Here is a 17,813-nt window from a genome sequence, read left to right as displayed (position 1 = left end):
CGTCCGCAAGATGTTTTAAACGTTATACTCCGCAAGAATGCCGCCGTAGGGGATGCCGAGTTTTTTTGACAAAACTTTGTAAGGCGCTTCGTCGATGCCGGAAGGACCGCTGATAAAAAAGGTACAGTCGGTACTGCCGGCTTTACAGTGCACGGCGGAATCTGCGGGCGCAACGCGTAAAGCTTGATTTACCACTCCTTCTTTTGAATCGACGACCTGCACCTCTTTTCCCGCCTCTTGTGCAATCACATCGGCAATATGAAGAAAATGCGTACAGCCCAAGATAATCGTATCCGTCCCGTTTTCCAAAAAAAAGTTTACGGCAGGTTTTACCGCCGCTTTTTTATCGGCTTCCGAAGCGGTAAAAAAATCGTGTTCGATAAATTCGATTAAAGCAGGATCCGCCCGTTTTATAAGCGTACAGTCCGAGGCAAAGCGCTGTGCAAGTTCCGCTGTGTACGGCTCGTCAACCGTACGCTGCGTTGCCAACAAACCGATACGGCGGTTTTTGCTTACGGCGGCGGCTTGTTTTATTGCCGGCACCGTACCTACAAAGGGAACGGCAGGGAATGCGGCGCGCAGTTGTTCGAGGGCGGTAACCGATAGAGTATTGCAAGCAACAACAAAAGCACGCGGTACAAAGCGGCGTAAAATCAAATGTACCGTATCCGAAGCGCAGCGCACAATTTCGCCGCCGCTTTTTTCGCCGTAGGGAAAGTTTTTTGTATCGGCAACATACACACAGCTTGAATGAGGACTCTTTTGCTTAAGGTAGAGCATGTAAGGAATGCCGCCGGTTCCCGAATCAAAAAACACAAAGTCCGCTGCAAAACTCATGCGTTGTCTCCGAACAAAGCATTAAACGCATTTTTTGCCTGTTCGGCTTGCACTGCTGCAGGGCGCACCGAATTCGCAGCGCTTTTAGCTGAAAAGAGCGCACCGGTATAAGCGGAAAAAGATGTGCCGCTTGCCGAAGGGTTAAGGGAAAACCAAGTGCAAAAGCACGCTCTTTCTTTATCCGTTACCGGCTCTTCAATGTGTTCACGGCAATCGTAAGGAGCGCCGACATCGTAAAAAGTGCAATTGCGACAACTGCGTACATCGGCGCCGCACGACGGACACTGTTCCGAACGGCTTACCGGAGGGCTAATATCGAGCGTTTTTCCGCATTTCCAGCACATATGTACATCATATCCGTTTGACATAATGAGTGCAATAACTTAACATACAAGCTATGTTTACGTTCGATATTTGCCGACAAAAGGGCTGCAGTAAACCTGCCGTTTCCCTGATTGAAACAGCAGGCGGCGAAAGAAATGGCGAATTACCTATAGCCCCGTACTGTTTTGAACACTGCGAAAACCAACAGGAATTGCAGCAGTCTATCCGTGAATACATTGATTCGCACGATAAAATAGTCGGCTTATCGGCAGCGGATATGCAGTTTGCTTCCGACGATTTTAGCGGCAAACATTTTTACGGCTGTAATTTTCAAAACTGCACGTTTACGGGCATTCATTCGGAAAATTGCAGAATACGCATGTGCATATTCGATTTTTCGGTTTTTTCCGATTGCAATCTTATCAAGTCAAACATTCAATTTTCATCTTTTGCCGGAGCTGTGTTTTCGCATGCTATTTTTACCGATTCGGATTTAATTCATAACAATTTTAACGGTGTTTCGGCTTTGCAATCTTCTTTTGACGATTCGGATTTGTATAATTCACGCTTTATAAGTGCGCGCTTGGTGCAAACATCGTTCCGCAATTGTAATATAAAAAAAACCTGCTTTTATGAAGCCGAACAAACCGATGTATCGTTCAAACTGTCCAATACCAGAGAAGCGCTGTTCAGTCCCGAACAAAAAGAAGACATCTTTTGTAACGGAGACAAGCTATGATGAAAATATATTTTCATTTGAACATCGAAGGCTTTTCAAACGCCTATTTGATTCTTAATCCCGAAACAAAAAAAGCGCTCATCGTAGATCCCGGAAAAATTACGACAAAAATGATAGATCAAATTGAACAAGACAAATATGATTTAAGTGCCGTGTTTATTACGCATAACCATAAAAGTCACATTATGGGATTACACACGCTAAAAAAAATATACCGTCCGAAAATATATGCTGCCGATTACAAAGTGTGCGAAAACGACAGTTTTGTACTGCAAGGGGACGGCAGTGTAACGGAAGCAGGATTACAAATTGACTACATTTCGGTGCCCGGTCATACTCCCGATTCTATGGTATACAAAATCGGCTTGTGTTTGTTTACCGGTGATGTGCTGCTTGCAGGACAAGCCGGATACACAAACAGTACCTATTCAAAACATACGCTAATAACGAATATTCAATCAAAGATTTTATCTCAGCAAGAAAATACGGTTATTATGCCCGGACACGGACCGCCTTCAACCGTTGCATCCGAAAAGCGTTTTAATTTGGATTTTGCAAACGCGCATAAACCGGGACCGTCGGCGATCACACATTAAGCCGCTAAGCACAGCGCGGCGGACCTTATTCAATCGATACCAGCGCAATTTTGCCGGCTTTTATACCCCATGTTGCGTATAAAAAACCGCTCATCTGCTGTGCCGCGCTCACAAACGAAGCAGCTTTACTCGCACGGATGTAGTCGCACAACTCGGGCTCTGCAGCACTTACCGCTTTTCGGTACGATAAAGTATCGATAAAATAGTTTTGCACGTTTTCAACACGCTGCTGCAGCGTATATGCCATAAACTCGTTTTTAAATAAATATTCGTCGGCAGTATTGTAATTAAGCGAAGGCGTCAGTTCAAAATAGCGTTTTAAAAAAAGACGAGAGTTTTTATCGAGGCGCTCGAATGCCGCATCCGCCGTTTGACGGAATTGTTTTTCGGTAAAGTATATACCGTGAAGCCCTTCATGCGTTATAAAAAGAGTGCGAAGATAGTGCGGCGATTCTCTGCTTATGGACAAAACGGCGCCGTTTCCAGCGCGGATACCGGCAGCGGAGCGTTCGATAACACCGTTTTTATACAAAATATCGCGCAGCAAAAGTTCAAAATCGTTAAGCTTAAAACCCTCTTGTTCGGCTTTGGCAAAAAAAGAAGAGAGCGTTTCGGCGCGGTAATCGTGGGCATTAAAACCGTGCATACCGCTCATCTTTGTATCCGGCACAAGGGTACCGGCATAGCCTTTTTTTTCGGCATAAAAAGAAATGCGTTTAAAAAAAGCGTCTTGAATGCGGTAATCGGCGCAATCGAATATTAAAACCGAAGGAAAACTTTCCCACGAAAACAGTTCAAACGCGTTTTGCCGCCACGAGCGCTGCGGCCAGTCTAAAATAAGTCCCGGATCCGCGGTTAAGGGTTTAAGCGGCTCATATTCCGTGTTTTCGACGGTTACACCGCACACCGCCTGTGCGCCGGATACAAATTCGATTGAATTAAAACCGTTCGGAACAAAACAGCCGTCCAGCGTAAGTTCCTGTTTTTTTGCAGGCGAACGCTGTACCGTTATACGCCGCCCGCCGCAAGCAAAGCGTACGGTGTTTTGTTTTGCCGCAGCCGTCGCAGTGGAATCTTTGTCGAAGCTTAGCGCAGTGTCCGCATGCCCCCCAGCGGATGAATCTTGCGCAGCCGCCGTGCGCTCGTTATTGTCAACATTTGTTTGCATTGTATGCGCTTGTTTGTCAAATCCGTTTGAGCACAAGCTGATTTTAAGCGTTTGGCGCTCGCCTTTTTTTGCCGCCGGCACACCGGAAAAAACCGTTTTTTCAAAACCTTTTGCATGCGCGCTTGAACTTGCAAGTAATTCAGCCGGTATAAAACCGCCCTCGTGGGAAAACCCGCACCATAAACGTGAATTTTCTTTATGCCAGCCGTACCGGGCTTTTTTTATTGACGCATTTTGTATTGTAAGCGGTACTTGCGCATACAGCATAAAACCGCGTACGGCGAGCGCTTGAGTTTTCGTTTGAGTTTGTCCGAGCGCCGCGTTTTGTGTACCGCCGGAATTTGCGTTTGCTTGTGTGCGGCTACTTGCTTGTCCTGCGGAAACGGCAGCTTCTTTTAAGCCCATGCTTAGAGTAAAATCACAAGCGTTTTCAATGCGGGCACGTACCGCAGCGCGGTCTGTCAGTTGTTTTTTTAAGGCGCCCGAAGCAGTAAAATCGTCATCGTATAAAAAAGCGGCAATAAAGGTATTTTTGGTGCCGGCAGGAGACTCGGCTTTTATTTGCAATTCGAGCGCATACGAAGATGAAGTTAAAAAATCTTTAAGCGCCGCAGCCGTTTCCGTTTCAAATTCAAAATATAAATACGGTGATTGTTCGGGGTTTGTTATGCGGCCATAGCGCGCATTTTTGTTAAGCGCCGTTAAAAAAAATGAGGAAAAAGAACCGGAAGTACGCTTAGATTCGGGAACGGAAAGACTTAACGATGAGCGTACGGAACGGTTGCAAGAGCAAAGCAGCGTGCATACGCACAAAAAAACGCACACACCGCCGATATTTTTTTTTGCCATAAGCTTCAATATACTACCACAAAGACTGCCGAAAGACAATTATACTAAGCAATTTAACACCGTCTACCGAATTTTTTTATGGAGTAAAAAAAAAGCCGACGTTGCAGTCGAAAAATAAAAAAAATAAACCTGTACCTACTCTTGCCTTTTTTAGCGTTATATTTTATATTTTTTGAAGCATCTTTTATGGAGGGATTCTATGAATGAAAAAAAGACGTCCGTAACCGCAAGTGTTATATATGCGATTATCGGATTTGCATTGGTTGCTTTTTTTACCATAAGTGCAAAAAAAGCCCCGCCTCTTACGGTACAAACCGCAGAACAAGGGTTTAAAGGATTGATTACGATAGAAACGACGTTTTCCAACGGCAAAATCACCGCTGCAAAACTGGTTTCCAGCGAAGATTCCGATTTTACCAAACCTGCTATCGAAACGGTTTTAGCTCAAGCGGTAAAAACCGGGAAAGCGGATAAACTTGATACCGTATCGGGAGCAACGTTTTCTTCAAAAGCAACCATCGCTGCACTTCAAGCTGCAGAAAAAAAAGCGGTTGAACAAGGTGCTATAAAAGCCCGCTAATTTTTTTTAAGTTACCGAACCGTCGCAGTGTATAAAAACGCTGTGCGGCAAACCGAACGAGTACGTTCAATCGGTTTGCGTGTTCGGTACTTTTTTTATAGTTTTATCGATAAAAAACTATAAATTATATGCAATAAAAACTTTTTCGGCAGTTAAAACTGCTTGTAAATGTTTTTATAATAGGAGATTTTATGTTGAATTTTCAAAAAAAAGCGAAAAAAAACGGATTTTCAACTGCCGTTTTAACTGCTGTATGTGCTGTTCTTTTGTGCGCAATTTGTTTTTCGGGCTGTGCATCAAAAACGCAAAGCTACGATACGGTTGATGTAGTTATTGTCGGCGCCGGCGGTGCAGGTCTTTCGGCTGCAGTTGCCGCGCGTGAAGCGGGAGCTTCCGTTATCGTGTTGGAAAAAATGCCTTTTGCAGGCGGTAATACCAATTATGCAACGGCAGGCTTAAACGCATCGGAAACATCGGTGCAAAAAAAGCTGAACATTGCCGATACCAATGAGCAGTTTTATCAAGATACAATGAAAGGTGGAAAAAACTTAAACAACCCTAACCTTGTACGCACGCTTACCTCACAGTCCGCACAAACGGTCGACTGGCTTATCGGTTTGGGAATGGATTTATCCGACGTGGGTAGAACCGGCGGTGCCACAAACGCAAGAGCGCACCGTCCTGCAGGCGGCGCTGCCGTCGGATCGCATTTTGCAAGCGTTATGCTTAAAGCTGCCGAAAATGCAGGAGCGGATATCCGCTACAACAGTAAAGTTACTTCCATTGTAAATAAAGACGGCGCGGCTGCCGGCGTTACCGTTTTGTCAAACGGCAAAAAGTATACCGTACATGCAAAAGCCGTTATTATCGCTACCGGCGGTTTCGGTGCAAACAGTGAACTGGTTGTTTCTTATAAACCGAATCTTAAAGGTTTCGGTACGACAAATTTTCCCGGAGCTACCGGTGATGCATTGGCATTGGTAAAACCGTTTAGCGTTGCCCTGGTCGATATGGACCAAATTCAAACACATCCGACCGTTGTTCCGGTAAAAAACCTTATGATTACCGAAGCTGTCCGCGGCAACGGCGCGATTATGGTAAACCGCGACGGCAACCGTTTTGAACAGGAAATGACTACACGCGATGTAATGTCTGCTGCCATTTTAAAACAAACGGGTGCAACCGCTTATTTGCTGTTCGATCAAGGCGTGCGCAATTCACTTAAAGCAATCGAAAGCTACTATAAACAAGGCTTGCTTACCGAAGGTGCAAGCTTAGCCGAATTAGCAGGAAAACTGAATATTCCTCCGGCAGAACTGGAAGAAACCGTAAAACGCTACAACAGCTTTGTCGATACAAAAAAAGACAGTGATTTTGCAAGACAGGATATGCCGCGCAAAATCGAAACCGCTCCGTTTTATGCGGTTGAAGTAGCTCCTGCCGTCCACCACACTATGGGCGGTCTTGCCATCAATACCGATACGCAAGTGCTTAACGAAAACGCAAACGCAGTACCGGGCTTATTCGCTGCAGGAGAAGTAACCGGAGGCGTTCACGGTGCCAACCGCTTGGGCGGCAACGCTATGGCAGACATAGCCGTATTCGGTAAAATTGCCGGAACCAATGCTGCAGCCTATGCAAAACAATAATTACTCTTTTACATAATTATACGATGTGCGGTTTGACGGCAAAACATCCGTTAAACCGCATTTTTTTTGATTTTTTTACGTATACTTGAAATTTATCCCGCATTTTGTTTTAATAGACTAACTATGAAGTATTCACAATTTACAAGATATACAGCGTTTTGCTTTTTATGCGCGCTTGTATGTTTTTTTACATCGTGCCCGAACGGAGCTCAACAAAACGGCATATATGCCAGCGGCACCGCCGTCACCGTCAATATACTGGATTCGGTAGGCGGCACCCCGCAAATGGAAAGCACAATCCTGAGCGCATACAAAGCAGGCACAAAATCCGCCGCTTGCCAACCGGTTACGGTCAGCGGAGGCAGTGCACAGTTGTACTTACCCGAAGGACAATGCTACGATTTATACTTAAGCGGAGAAAAAAACAAACTCGCCGCTTCCGTTATTGAAAATTACTGGGTTAAAAGCGCGAACGCGCAAACGGTTACTATGTTTCAGCGCACTCCTCAACAAGGTGCTGCAACGGAAGCTCCGAGCGTACAATCCGTTAAATTAAACGGCGTACCCTTTGAAGACAGCGGCGTGTGGGCGGGAGCAGTCGACAAGCCGATGGTGTTGGAAATTGTTTTGCGCGCCCCTTCGCGCGCCATTCAAGCGGTACCGACTAACGGCAATTTCGGTTGCGCCGTTGCAGTCGGCTCTTCGCCTTCTTCACGCAACAAAATAGCTTCCGTTTCACCCGAATGCGTCCGCAATGGCGACGGCAGCTGGACATGCACCGCCCGCTTCAATTTCGACAAAATTTCCTTTCCGAATAAAACAGACGACTTTATCATCAGCGCATACGATACGGCGGGAAACCGTGTGGAACGTCATATCAATTCCATCGAATTTAAAGAACGCCGTCCGGCGCTTACAGATATAAGCGGCTCTTCAGTAAAAGACTTTCGGATTGAAATGCACCGCTTTCCGCATTCGTTAAAACTTTTTAGTCTACCGGACCAATCGGCAATAAGCCCCTTCGGTATTAGATCGCACAACGGGGAAAGCAATACCTACGAAGTGCTACTGTACTTTAGAGTCAAAGATGCCTCCTCGCAGGATTTACCCATCCGCGGCTATGATATTTACCGGCGCTTACAAGGTCAAACGGAATGGACCCACATAGGACAAAGACAATATGTGGCAGACTATGCCGGTGAAAACAATCCGAACTGGCCGTCATACAAGGGATATCACCTCGGTTACGATACGGACACATCGCTTGAAGAAAACGTAACTTACGAATATCAAGTCAGACCTTTTAACGGCAGCGGTAAAAACCTTGTTTCACCGACGGCAACCGCACGCCTGTTGCCTGCAAACACTATCGAACTGCAAAGTCCCGCCGACAACGGCTTTGTAAAAAAATCGAAGCTCAATAATTTGAGTTTTTCGTTCCGTCTGACAAATCCCGATATTTGGGAGCACAAACTTGCAGACTCTTTTTCGTTCGGTTTGTTCGTTACCGAAAAAACTTCAAATCAAAAAATTATTTTTGCAGGTAAAGCGACTTTTTACCTTAAAAAGAACGGCGGCGAAAAACTCGCTTTACAGTATGCCATATCGGGGACCCCTCAGGAATACTCTTTTAAAGAATTACAAACGAGAGGAGTTATTGCTTCGAATCTTACGGAAGACGATTTTATTTCGTACAAGGACGGCGTTATAACAATTAAACCGGCGTATCTTATAACTGAAGGTTTCAACCACCCGCAGTGCAAGGACGAAAAGTTCCAAACAGGCGTTACCTACGCGTGGGACATCTTCGACTGGGGAAAAAGGCTCAAAGAAACCTACGACGACGAACCTGCGGCTTTTTCTGCCGCATGGAAAAGTAAAGACGTAGACGGCAATGAAATAGGTACGGATATTGAACCGCTCAGTTCAAGCGAAAGCTTTGCAAACGCCATCCGCTATGCAAGCAGTTCAAACGGGCAGTATTTCTTTAGAGTAACCGCTGAATAAAAAGCATAAAATTAGAGGTATAATATGTACACAAAAAATATAATGCACAAAAAACACGTCTTTGCCGTAAAAGCGGTCGTAGTGCTGCTTGTATCGGCATCTTTTGCCGTACTACTTGCAGGCTGCCCTGCCGGTTTTATTCAAACGGGTAAGGGCGGAACATCCGGCGTTTCCGGCAGCACAGCGCGTCCGTTCGGAGCCGAATGGATTAGCGAACAGCAAGAACGGCGCGACGAAAACGAAAAAGTGAACAAAGATTATTCAATCGTTAAAGCCGCACGTTTTGTAAACGGCGATTCCTTTGCCGCACTGAACGGCAGCGTTGAAAGTACGCTCGATTTGCACGACGGCTACGTATACTTTTTGGTAAAATCCGCAGGCGATGCCGCACAATTCCGCGATGCAGTACGAAAGCTGGACGGCATTTTGTATGCACAGCCGGACTATCAATACGAAGCGCCCCAAGCAATGCAAAGCGACGATCAGCCGCCGTATCGTACCCCAAAAACGATCTCATCCGCCCATTCCGGTTCGGTAAAACCGCTCGGCACAAAAGATGGGGATGTAAACGAAGACCCAAAAGCAGCCCTTGCGGATTGGGGCTTAACCGTAACCCATGCACTGGAAGCATTTAAAGAATACGATGCAAGCGATGCAAAACACCCGGTGCTTGCCGCCATCGTAGACAGCGGCGTTAACGGCTTGCACGAAGACTTTTATGACGCACACGGCTCTATCATCCTGTATGCAAAATCATCTCTGCATAAAGGAAGCAGCGCGGAATATAATCCGCTCCAGATAATTCCGATAAATGATAATTGGGACGACGTAGGACACGGCACACACTGTGCGGGAACCATTGCGGCCGTCGGCAACAACGGTAAAGGCATTTGCGGTGTTTCTCATGCGAATACAAAATTGATTACGTACCGCGGATTAGGCAAAACGGGCGGCTCTTCGTATTCGGTGTATTCTTGCCTCGGCGACCTTGCACAAATCATCAGCGAACTGCGAAAAGAACCGGGAAGCCGCAACCCTGCCCTTTTTGCAGGTTTACCTGCCGAAGTAAGCGCTTACCCGAAACTGACGCAAAAAACCGTACCAGTCAATATATCTTTGGGCGGCTATTCGATACACCCGTATGAAGTGGAAATGATGAACAAAGCCCTCGCAGCAGGTGTACTGCCGGTTATCGCAATGGCAAACGACGGAAAAACAGTCGCTTCCTATCCTGCAGCGCTTCAAGGTGTATTGGCTGTAGGCGCAACCTCTATGGACGATACAAAAGCCGCATTCAGTAACGGCGGCTCATGGATAAGCGTGTGCGCTCCCGGAGACAGCATTTACAGCTGTTATAACAACGGCACAAACTGGTCCAATACCGCCGCTCCCGAATTGCGCAAAAGTTATACGTGGATGAGCGGAACGTCTATGGCAACGCCTTTTGTAACCGGAACGCTCACTTATCTTTTATCGATTGATCCGAACATAAGTCCATACCAAATTAAAACGCTTTTAGAAAACACCGCCGACAAAATCGACCAGCTTTCTCCGTACGGCAAGTACGATGTGCGCGGTTTTTCAAAATGGTACGGCTATGGAAGAGTAAATGTGCTTAAAGCCGCTCAAGCAATAAAAAGCGGCTCTGTTCCCGCAGAGGGCAGCCGCTACTCCGAAAAAGCGGTAATTATAACCGTAAAAAAAGGCGGCATCGCGCAAAAAAAGAAAACCGTGTGGCTGTACGAAAAACCAAACGGTATATGCGCTTCGGTCGGCATAACCGATGAAAACAACGGTACAATACGCTTTTACGGTTTACGTACGAACACCGAATACGAAATAGGCATTAACGATGCGGGAACATACAAAACGCTTGCCGTTAGTGCACCAGGTTATACCGATACATCTTATGATTTTAATTTATAAATAAAAAACCGCCTCGCATTGAGGCGGTTTTTTATTAAGCGTTCCGTTTTGATTTTAATGCTTATTTTTACTGCTTTACACCGTTTTTCATAACAGAAGCCAATGTTTTGTGATCTTTCGGCAGCGTAGGTATAGTTGCGCGTATATCATTCACATCATATTCAACGATATACTTGATATACACCTTCCCTTCTTTTTTATAAATGGAGCCGTCTTTAAGAACGGTTTTTGTACTTACCTCTTCCCCAGTTATATCGCTCGGCGGACTGTGCAAGCGCAAATAGCCGCCGGTTGCGCTAAAAGAAAAAGACTTTCGGTCCGCAGCGGGAACAAGCGTAATTTCTTTGAATCCATAACTCAAATCCGCAGGCATAATCGACTTATACGAAGTTTGCTCCCGGGTCCTAAACGTAATTTTTTGCGTTCCCGGCGATTTTTTTATTTGGATTTTTTCTGAAGTTTTGCCGAATACAATACCGTTCATTACCGGTATAACATCTCCATCATACTCGCCGAAAATATCGGATTCGGTTATAGGCTCCCGGTTGTCGACGGCGGGTTTACTTATAGGAACGTCCATTTTGCATGCTGTAAAACAAAAAAGTAAAGCCGTGCCGAGCGATGTTAGAAAAACTGCAGTAAAAAAGGTGCGCTTTTTCATAGTTATCTCCAAAAAAAGGGCCGCCGGCACTTACCGTTTCGGCAGCCCTCGTAATTTTGTACTTTGCAGTACCGGTTGAATACCGCAGTTATTGAGCGCTTTTCAGCTCAACCGTACACGCGTTGCCTGATCCCGCCTGCACTTGCACTTTTTCGACACCGGAATACAACAGCACATCTTTGTTTAAGATACGTTCGTATATATATACTTCCACGCGGCATTCAACGCCTGCCTTTATGCCGGCAAGCGGTATCTTGGTGGGGAACTGTAAAGTACCGATCGGACTTACCGTTTTACTTGCATAAACCACGTCTTCATGTTTTCCCCAAAGCTCTTGATCCAAAGCTATAATGCTCATTGAAGCGTTTGCGGGAATGGAACCGGTAACCGTTGCCGCCTTTTTTATTGTTACGTAAACCGGAGCGGTTGCAACCGGGTTCCCCGTTACGGTAACCGGTACGCGCGTTACAGCAACAGCGTTGCCTGAAAAATTAAAAGCGCCCGCTTTTATATCGCGCAAACCGTTCGGAAGTTCTTTTAACGTTTCCAAAGGCAAAACGGCGCTGAATGTTTTACCGTTTATTGATGCTTCTACCCATTTACCGCCTTTGTCTTTTTGTATCGGCAATCCCGAAGAGCCGACCCAGATATTATCGACAACTCCGTCAGGACCATCAAACTCACCGGTTACGGAAAGACCGGACGACAAAACCTTTAAGTCAATGGTTTGGTTTTCCGTAATATTGTTTATCTTTATAGTCGTTTTCGGTTTTTGCTTAACCGTAATTTCATAGACTTTCCGATCGCCGTTTTCAGCAACTACAGGAATTTTTACCGTATCGAACGGACCGAAAAATGCGTTTGTTTTGCTTCCGCGCCAACCGTCTATATAAGCTTTTTCGCTGGTCGGCGTTGCCGTTACTCTGATTTCCTGAACTCCGTACGGTAAAGTTACCGAATAATCGGTTTTGGTTGATTCAAACGTTTCGTTTAAGTTAACGGCATAAAATTTATAGCCGTTTCCGTAGTACTGCACTTCAAGGCTTTTAAGCGTATTATCGTTGTCGCCCGTTGCAGGTTTTTTATACAACCACAGATAGTATGTGTCTTGAGGATCGCTTGTTACGGACGACTCAAGCTTTATTGTCAGAAGTACACGATCCTTAGTATCGGGTTTTCCTTTAGCTTTCCATGTATCCGAAAAATCGACGACTTGCGTACCGTCAAACGGTTTTTCCGGTCCTTTGTTGATTTGGATTTTCATCGTAGTGCTTGCAGGAAATTCGGGTTCCGCCTTTACGGTTACCGGAATCGCTGTTTCAAAAACATTTACATCAAAACGTTTTGAACCGAATATACCGGTTTTTTTATACTCTTCGTACCGTCCCGTATAAAAATCGGGCACCCCGCTCACCGTAAGGTTTTTCAATACATAACTGCCTTCTTTTTTTTCCGCAGTTACGGTGTAAGTTTTTACGGTAGAAGCGTCCTGAGCGGTAACTGTAATAACAAAGGTATTTGTACCGTTTTTGGGCACAAACTTTTTATCTTCGCCGGATACTAAGGGAACGGGATCTTCACCGTTTGCTTGTACCGTCATAACGGCATGCGCTTCTTCGGGTTCGGCTTTAATAAAAAATTCGTCGCAGTGCGCGTCCATCGTACAGGTATACGTATATGTTTCTTTAGCAAACGGCGCGGGAGGCGTCTTCCAGTCTTTCGGTTTGCCTGCCCATTTGCTGTTCAAAGTCAAAGACTTAAGAAACGCATCGTTGGAAGCACCTGCAGCAGCTTTTTGTATGTTTATTGTATATTCATACGCATTGGCGGAATTGCCTTGCTGTACCGCCTTTATTTTTATAACGTTTTTGCCGTCAACAAGCATGTGTTCTTCGCCGCCGTCAATTTGAACATCGATACCGGTTTCCGCTTCAGCTTCTACTTTTATTTTATTTACGCTATTCGAAACCGAAATTGCATACGTATCGTTATACGGAGCAAACTGCGGCAACAGTGCAAAGGTTTGAGCCGGAGCTTCCGCATTTTTTACGGTAATGCTTTTCAGCACTGCCGCTTTAGGCACTTCGTTCGGGTCGCTATATAAAAGTTTTACCGTGTAGTTTTCGTCATTGCCTTCGTGGGTAACGATTACCGGCAAAATCTTTTCCTTTTCAGTAGGAGCAAGTTCAATATTTTTTGTCTTTGTTTTTTCGCCGTCGATTTTTACCGTGTCTGCCGCATCAAAAGTTTCAACGGTTATATTTGCCTTTTTTGTTCCAATACTTGCCGTATAACTGTATGCATCAGGAGAAACTACCGGCACAGCATTGTTGCCCTCATCTTTAACGGTAAGTTTTTTTATCGCACCTTTGTAATAACGGATAGTTACTTCGTAGTTTTGCGTAGTACCGCTATAAAAAACGGAAACATTAGCCTTTTTTTGCTCTCCGTTTGCTGCAAACGTAAGTTCTTTGGAGCGTGTTTTTTCTCCGTTTATTTTAACCTCTGCCCCAAGCGGTATGCTGACGGAAACCGTGGCTTTTTCGGTTTTTACCGTCGTAAAATAGTTGTTTCCGCTGCCGCTCAGCGTACAAACTTGGTTATTGCCGTCAAGCACGGAAATATGTACTTTTTTCCAGCCGCTATTGTCAGCACCGGCGCCCCCCCCTCCCCCGGAAGAAGACACAACATTTTGGTTACAGCCGATCAGTATACTTGAGAAAAGTAAAATCGTGTAAATAAGTTTTTGTAACCTTTTCATAACAACTCCTCTAATTAGTTAGATATAACTAATCTTTATTATAGCGAAACACACATAAAAGTCAATAAATTGCGTTTAAATTTTACGGCACTCTCGCTTGAGAGGCGGCGCTGCGCAAAAAAATCTCGTTAAACTGCATTTTCATCAAATTTTTTTTACGATAAAAAAAGATTTTTCTTGCAAATATTTTAAACCTGTGTTATTCTACAGTCGATTTAAAAATATTGTATAACAATATATTTGGGGGAAAAAGATGAAGATCAAAACCCAGCTTAATTCTTTAGTACTGTTTATTTGTTTTGTGTTCATTTTTACATTCGGTTTATATTTAATAGCATCCATGCCGCTGCAAAAAATGCGCAACGAAACGCAATATTTCGACCAAATTTATTCGTCACTGGATCATGCCGTGCTTACGGCACAAAGAAGCGTATTTACGGTATTTTCAGTTTCAATACCTGAAATGCAGACGATTACCAAAGACGTGGAAAGTTCTTTTAAACACTTGGACAATGTAACCTATCTTCCGAGCATAGGCTCACAAGTTGCCGAAAGCTTTAAAATTATCAAAGATTTCAGCCCTTTGATTATCAGTTCGCTGTACTCCATTCAAAAAGCATACAGCGATTTATACGATCAGGCAAAACAGCAAGTGCTTGTTGCCGACGCATTTGCGCCGCTGCAATTATACAAACATAATTACTATCAAAGCGACGAGCGCGACGAAATGATCAGCGATTACACGCGGCAATTAAACTTGCTTGCCGATAAAGTAACGCTTATAAAAACAACCATTTCCGAGCAGCAGCTCGTTGTCGACCGCAATATGAAGCGCGTACAAATGTTTGCCATGCTGTTATCGGTTATCATCGGTATTGTTTTTGTGAGCACGGGATTGGTATTTTCGTTTACGTGGGCAAATAAACTTTCACACCTTATAGCAAGCCACGAAAGAGAAGTAAGCAAATTAAGCCAAGGCGAATTAAACGTTTCTTTTGCAGAAAAAGGACGGGACGAACTTTCCTCGCTGGGTAAAATGCTCAACGGTTTTACCAACTATCTTAACGATTCACTTGTGCAAATACAAACGGCTGTTATATCAAACCGAAAATCGGGAACGGATGTAACCGGTGTTATCGCAGACCTTAAAACGGTAACAAACAATACGTTTTTGGCAACCGAAACTGTCGGTAAGCGTCTTTTATCGCTTGAAGAAAACATTGAAAACACCAAACGGAATTCGGAAACCATATCGACGGCAATTACCTCTTTGGAAAGCAATTTAACCAACCATGCGGATTTGCTTTCAAACGTTTCCGGTTCCGTAGAAAACATAAACGGTATTATAAAATCGCTGTACGGACATTCCACACACGTCGGTAAAAATGCCGAAACGCTGGTAGAACTTTCTTCTTCGGGACGTTCGCTGTTAAGCCAATCGGTAAATCATATGGCGTCCATAGAAGAGCAAACCGAACGCATAAAAGAAATGGTAACGCTTATAGACAATATCGCCGCCGAAACGAACGTGCTGGCTATGAATGCGGGAATAGAAGCCGCCCATGCAGGAGATATCGGTAAAGGCTTTGCCGTTGTTGCCGGTGAAATACGCAAGCTTGCCGAAGCAAGCGCAAAAGGCTCGCGCGATATTTCAGACAGTGTAAAAGGCATTGTGTACACGGTGCAAAATGCACAAAATCAAACACATTCCACCAGCGTTATCTTCGATTCAATCGATACAAGCATAAAAGGTTTAAGCACCGACATTTCCAATATGATAAACGGACTTTCTGATTTGGAAAGCGACAGCGGCGGTATAAAAAATGCCGTATCGCATTTGAATACGATATTCGGCGAATTAAAAACGCGTTTCGGCGACATTTGCGGAAAAACGGCTTTAATAAACAATATGATGCAAGAAGTAAACAACATATCGGAAAACGTTCAAATCGATATGCACAGTTTAACCGAAAATGCGCGGTCTTTGGATTTGGCTATGGAAACTTCGCGCAGTGTGTCTACAGAGTTGGAACAAGTCAGCAATGAGCTTGAACAAAAAATAAGCAAATTTAGAATCCGAAGTTAAAAAATGCCTTTGAGTGTGTTTACGCGGATTTTTGCGGTTTAAAAATCCGCGTAAAATTGACTAAAAGCTTTTGTTATGTATTCTTGATCTTGCGTGCCGCCCAATTCGCGTACCGAATGCATTGCTAAAATGGGGTTGCCCACGTCCACACTTTTTATGTTTACGTGAGAAGATGAAATAGGTCCTATAGTAGAGCCGCCGCGCATATCCGAACGGTTTACAAAGGTTTGGCACGGAACGTGCGCTTTTTCACAAATGCTTTTAAACACCGCCGCAGACAAACCGTCGGATGTATAAGACATTGATGCCGCGTGTTTTATTACCGGTCCTTTGTTTATTAAAGGAAAATTGGTAATATCGTTTTTTTCCGTATAATTCGGGTGCAATGCGTGCGCTTGATCTGCAGAAATTAAAAACGAATGCTCAAAAAGCATTTGCAGCGTTTCAAACGGATTCTTTGCACACGATTGCAGTACAATGCGCTGCAGTGTTTCGTATAAAAAGGGACTTGCCGCTCCCTGCTTTGTTGCCGAGCCGACTTCTTCGTTATCGAACACTGCGGCAAGCTGCACATAGCTTTGAGACGGCGGTGTATGTACCAGTGCGTCGAGCGAAGCGTACGCCATACCCAAATTGTCGATTTTCCCTACCGAAAAGAATTCGTCGTTTAAACCGATAAAACAGCCCGGCTGTCTGTCGTATAAATATAAATCAAAATCGATAATTTCGCTTTCTGCTACATCTAGTGTTCGGGCAATATGTTTAAGTAAAAAACCGTTTTTACCTGTGTTTTCGTTTATAAGCGAAAGTATAGGTAGCGTATCTTTTTGTTTGTTGTAAGAACAGTTTTCGTTTACTTCCCGGTTCATGTGAATGGCAAGGTTCGGAATAACAAGCAATTCTTTATTAAAATCGACAAGACGCACGTGAGGCTGTAAAGGGTCGGCACTTTTTAAAAGCGCTCTGCCTGCAGCGCAAAGCGGTCGGTCAAACCACGTCGATAAAATCGCACCGCCGTATACTTCCGTATTTAATTTTAAATAATGCTCGTTTACCGTAATTTCCGGGTTCGGTTTTATTCTAAAAGTCGGAGAATCGCTGTGGCTTCCAATAATTTTAAAGCCGCCTTTTGCAGAGCTTAAAGCAAGATTGTCGGTACACATTTGCCAAGCGATAAGTGCACTGCCGTTATTTGTAACAACATATTTTTTGCCGCTTTGCAAATCAAAGGGTTCATCGCGCTTTAAATAGACAAAGCCGTTCTCTTGTAAAAAATCCAACGCATTGTGTACCACGTGATACACCGAAGGACTTTTGTCGATAAAAGCGATTAACTTTTCGGCAGCCGTTTTATTCATACCGCTCTTCCTCTCTTAAATGTCATTATACCGACATTGTATAAGCCGGACAAGCGCACCGTGTACCATGTACGCCGCGCATATCTATAGCGTGTGCTTGTCGCGTGCGTGTTGACGCAAACAAAGCTGTGCCGTTATACTCATAACGAGACTTTACTATGAAAAAGACGGTTTTAAAAACAACAGAAGGTTCTGCTTTGGTGTTTACATCGGCATATGTACTGCCAATCAAAAGGGGGCATAAACGATGACCGCTGTACAGCTGATAAAAG

At 44.4% G+C, this 17,813-nt stretch carries 13 protein-coding genes; 7 read left to right on the top strand and 6 right to left on the bottom strand.

Annotated elements, in window-relative coordinates; all coding sequences use genetic code 11:
* Positions 1-15: 15 nt before the first annotated feature.
* Positions 16-837: a glutamate racemase gene (murI, locus tag HMPREF9193_RS07335; protein ID WP_021687467.1), complete on the bottom strand. Its 822-nt coding sequence runs from the start codon at positions 835-837 to the stop codon at positions 16-18.
* On the bottom strand, positions 834-1,181 hold the full coding sequence (locus tag HMPREF9193_RS10855) for a hypothetical protein (RefSeq protein ID WP_051306034.1): 348 nt from the start codon (positions 1,179-1,181) through the stop codon (positions 834-836). The genes murI and HMPREF9193_RS10855 overlap by 4 nt, the downstream gene beginning before the upstream one ends.
* Positions 1,182-1,234: 53 nt before the next feature.
* Here HMPREF9193_RS10855 and HMPREF9193_RS07325 point away from each other — a divergent pair, with 53 nt between their 5' ends.
* Complete coding sequence (locus HMPREF9193_RS07325; protein WP_021687465.1) at positions 1,235-1,900, top strand: pentapeptide repeat-containing protein; 666 nt, start codon at positions 1,235-1,237, stop codon at positions 1,898-1,900.
* Complete coding sequence (locus tag HMPREF9193_RS07320) at positions 1,897-2,496, top strand: MBL fold metallo-hydrolase (protein ID WP_021687464.1); 600 nt, start codon at positions 1,897-1,899, stop codon at positions 2,494-2,496. Before HMPREF9193_RS07325 ends, HMPREF9193_RS07320 begins: the two co-directional genes overlap by 4 nt.
* Before the next feature lie 25 nt (positions 2,497-2,521).
* On the opposite strand, the gene HMPREF9193_RS07315 is transcribed toward HMPREF9193_RS07320, so the two are convergent.
* On the bottom strand, positions 2,522-4,513 hold the full coding sequence (locus HMPREF9193_RS07315; RefSeq protein ID WP_051306033.1) for a hypothetical protein: 1,992 nt from the start codon (positions 4,511-4,513) through the stop codon (positions 2,522-2,524).
* 199 nt (positions 4,514-4,712) lie between these two features.
* Between HMPREF9193_RS07315 and HMPREF9193_RS07310 the strand changes: the two genes are divergently transcribed.
* The 4 genes from HMPREF9193_RS07310 (at position 4,713) to prtP (ending at position 10,675) form a co-directional block, all read left to right on the top strand.
* Positions 4,713-5,093: an FMN-binding protein gene (locus tag HMPREF9193_RS07310; RefSeq protein ID WP_021687461.1), complete on the top strand. Its 381-nt coding sequence runs from the start codon at positions 4,713-4,715 to the stop codon at positions 5,091-5,093.
* 191 nt (positions 5,094-5,284) lie between these two features.
* A complete protein-coding gene (locus HMPREF9193_RS07305; RefSeq protein ID WP_021687460.1) occupies positions 5,285-6,742 on the top strand; it encodes a flavocytochrome c in 1,458 nt (485 codons plus the stop codon).
* Between the two features lie 123 nt (positions 6,743-6,865).
* Positions 6,866-8,749, top strand: a complete 1,884-nt coding sequence (prcA, locus tag HMPREF9193_RS07300) for a dentilisin complex subunit PrcA (RefSeq protein ID WP_021687459.1) — start codon at positions 6,866-6,868, stop codon at positions 8,747-8,749.
* A 42-nt stretch (positions 8,750-8,791) separates the two neighbouring features.
* Positions 8,792-10,675 (top strand): dentilisin complex serine proteinase subunit PrtP, encoded by a 1,884-nt coding sequence (gene prtP, locus HMPREF9193_RS07295; RefSeq protein ID WP_051306044.1) that lies wholly within the window; start codon positions 8,792-8,794, stop codon positions 10,673-10,675.
* A gap of 67 nt (positions 10,676-10,742) precedes the next feature.
* On the opposite strand, the gene HMPREF9193_RS07290 is transcribed toward prtP, so the two are convergent.
* Both HMPREF9193_RS07290 and HMPREF9193_RS07285 read right to left on the bottom strand, forming a co-directional pair.
* Positions 10,743-11,336, bottom strand: a complete 594-nt coding sequence (locus HMPREF9193_RS07290) for a hypothetical protein (protein WP_051306032.1) — start codon at positions 11,334-11,336, stop codon at positions 10,743-10,745.
* Positions 11,337-11,424: 88 nt separating this feature from the next.
* Entirely contained in the window at positions 11,425-14,097 is a 2,673-nt protein-coding gene (locus HMPREF9193_RS07285; RefSeq protein ID WP_021687456.1) for a cadherin-like beta sandwich domain-containing protein, read from the bottom strand.
* Positions 14,098-14,350: 253 nt separating this feature from the next.
* On the opposite strand from HMPREF9193_RS07285, the gene HMPREF9193_RS07280 reads away from it, so the two are divergent.
* Positions 14,351-16,183 (top strand): methyl-accepting chemotaxis protein, encoded by a 1,833-nt coding sequence (locus HMPREF9193_RS07280; protein WP_021687454.1) that lies wholly within the window; start codon positions 14,351-14,353, stop codon positions 16,181-16,183.
* A 38-nt stretch (positions 16,184-16,221) separates the two neighbouring features.
* Here HMPREF9193_RS07280 and HMPREF9193_RS07275 read toward each other — a convergent pair whose 3' ends face one another.
* Positions 16,222-17,541, bottom strand: a complete 1,320-nt coding sequence (locus HMPREF9193_RS07275; RefSeq protein ID WP_021687453.1) for a M18 family aminopeptidase — start codon at positions 17,539-17,541, stop codon at positions 16,222-16,224.
* Between the last annotated feature and the right edge of the window lie 272 nt (positions 17,542-17,813).

Origin of the sequence: Treponema lecithinolyticum ATCC 700332 (genome assembly GCA_000468055.1) — a bacterium.
GTDB lineage: Bacteria > Spirochaetota > Spirochaetia > Treponematales > Treponemataceae > Treponema_C > Treponema_C lecithinolyticum.
This window is presented reverse-complemented; position numbering and strand designations above follow the sequence as displayed.

Bases quoted from the DNA above. Each gene is read 5' to 3' on its own strand.
- murI (WP_021687467.1), bottom strand. From the start codon at position 837: ATGAGTTTTGCAGCGGACTTTGTGTTTTTTGATTCGGGAACCGGCGGC.
- HMPREF9193_RS07290 (WP_051306032.1), bottom strand. From the start codon at position 11,336: ATGAAAAAGCGCACCTTTTTTACTGCAGTTTTTCTAACATCGCTCGGC.
- HMPREF9193_RS07280 (WP_021687454.1), top strand. From the start codon at position 14,351: ATGAAGATCAAAACCCAGCTTAATTCTTTAGTACTGTTTATTTGTTTT.
- HMPREF9193_RS07325 (WP_021687465.1), top strand. From the start codon at position 1,235: ATGTTTACGTTCGATATTTGCCGACAAAAGGGCTGCAGTAAACCTGCC.
- prtP (WP_051306044.1), top strand. From the start codon at position 8,792: ATGCACAAAAAACACGTCTTTGCCGTAAAAGCGGTCGTAGTGCTGCTT.
- HMPREF9193_RS07315 (WP_051306033.1), bottom strand. From the start codon at position 4,513: ATGGCAAAAAAAAATATCGGCGGTGTGTGCGTTTTTTTGTGCGTATGC.
- HMPREF9193_RS07310 (WP_021687461.1), top strand. From the start codon at position 4,713: ATGAATGAAAAAAAGACGTCCGTAACCGCAAGTGTTATATATGCGATT.
- HMPREF9193_RS10855 (WP_051306034.1), bottom strand. From the start codon at position 1,181: ATGTGCTGGAAATGCGGAAAAACGCTCGATATTAGCCCTCCGGTAAGC.
- prcA (WP_021687459.1), top strand. From the start codon at position 6,866: ATGAAGTATTCACAATTTACAAGATATACAGCGTTTTGCTTTTTATGC.
- HMPREF9193_RS07305 (WP_021687460.1), top strand. From the start codon at position 5,285: ATGTTGAATTTTCAAAAAAAAGCGAAAAAAAACGGATTTTCAACTGCC.
- HMPREF9193_RS07285 (WP_021687456.1), bottom strand. From the start codon at position 14,097: ATGAAAAGGTTACAAAAACTTATTTACACGATTTTACTTTTCTCAAGT.
- HMPREF9193_RS07320 (WP_021687464.1), top strand. From the start codon at position 1,897: ATGATGAAAATATATTTTCATTTGAACATCGAAGGCTTTTCAAACGCC.
- HMPREF9193_RS07275 (WP_021687453.1), bottom strand. From the start codon at position 17,541: ATGAATAAAACGGCTGCCGAAAAGTTAATCGCTTTTATCGACAAAAGT.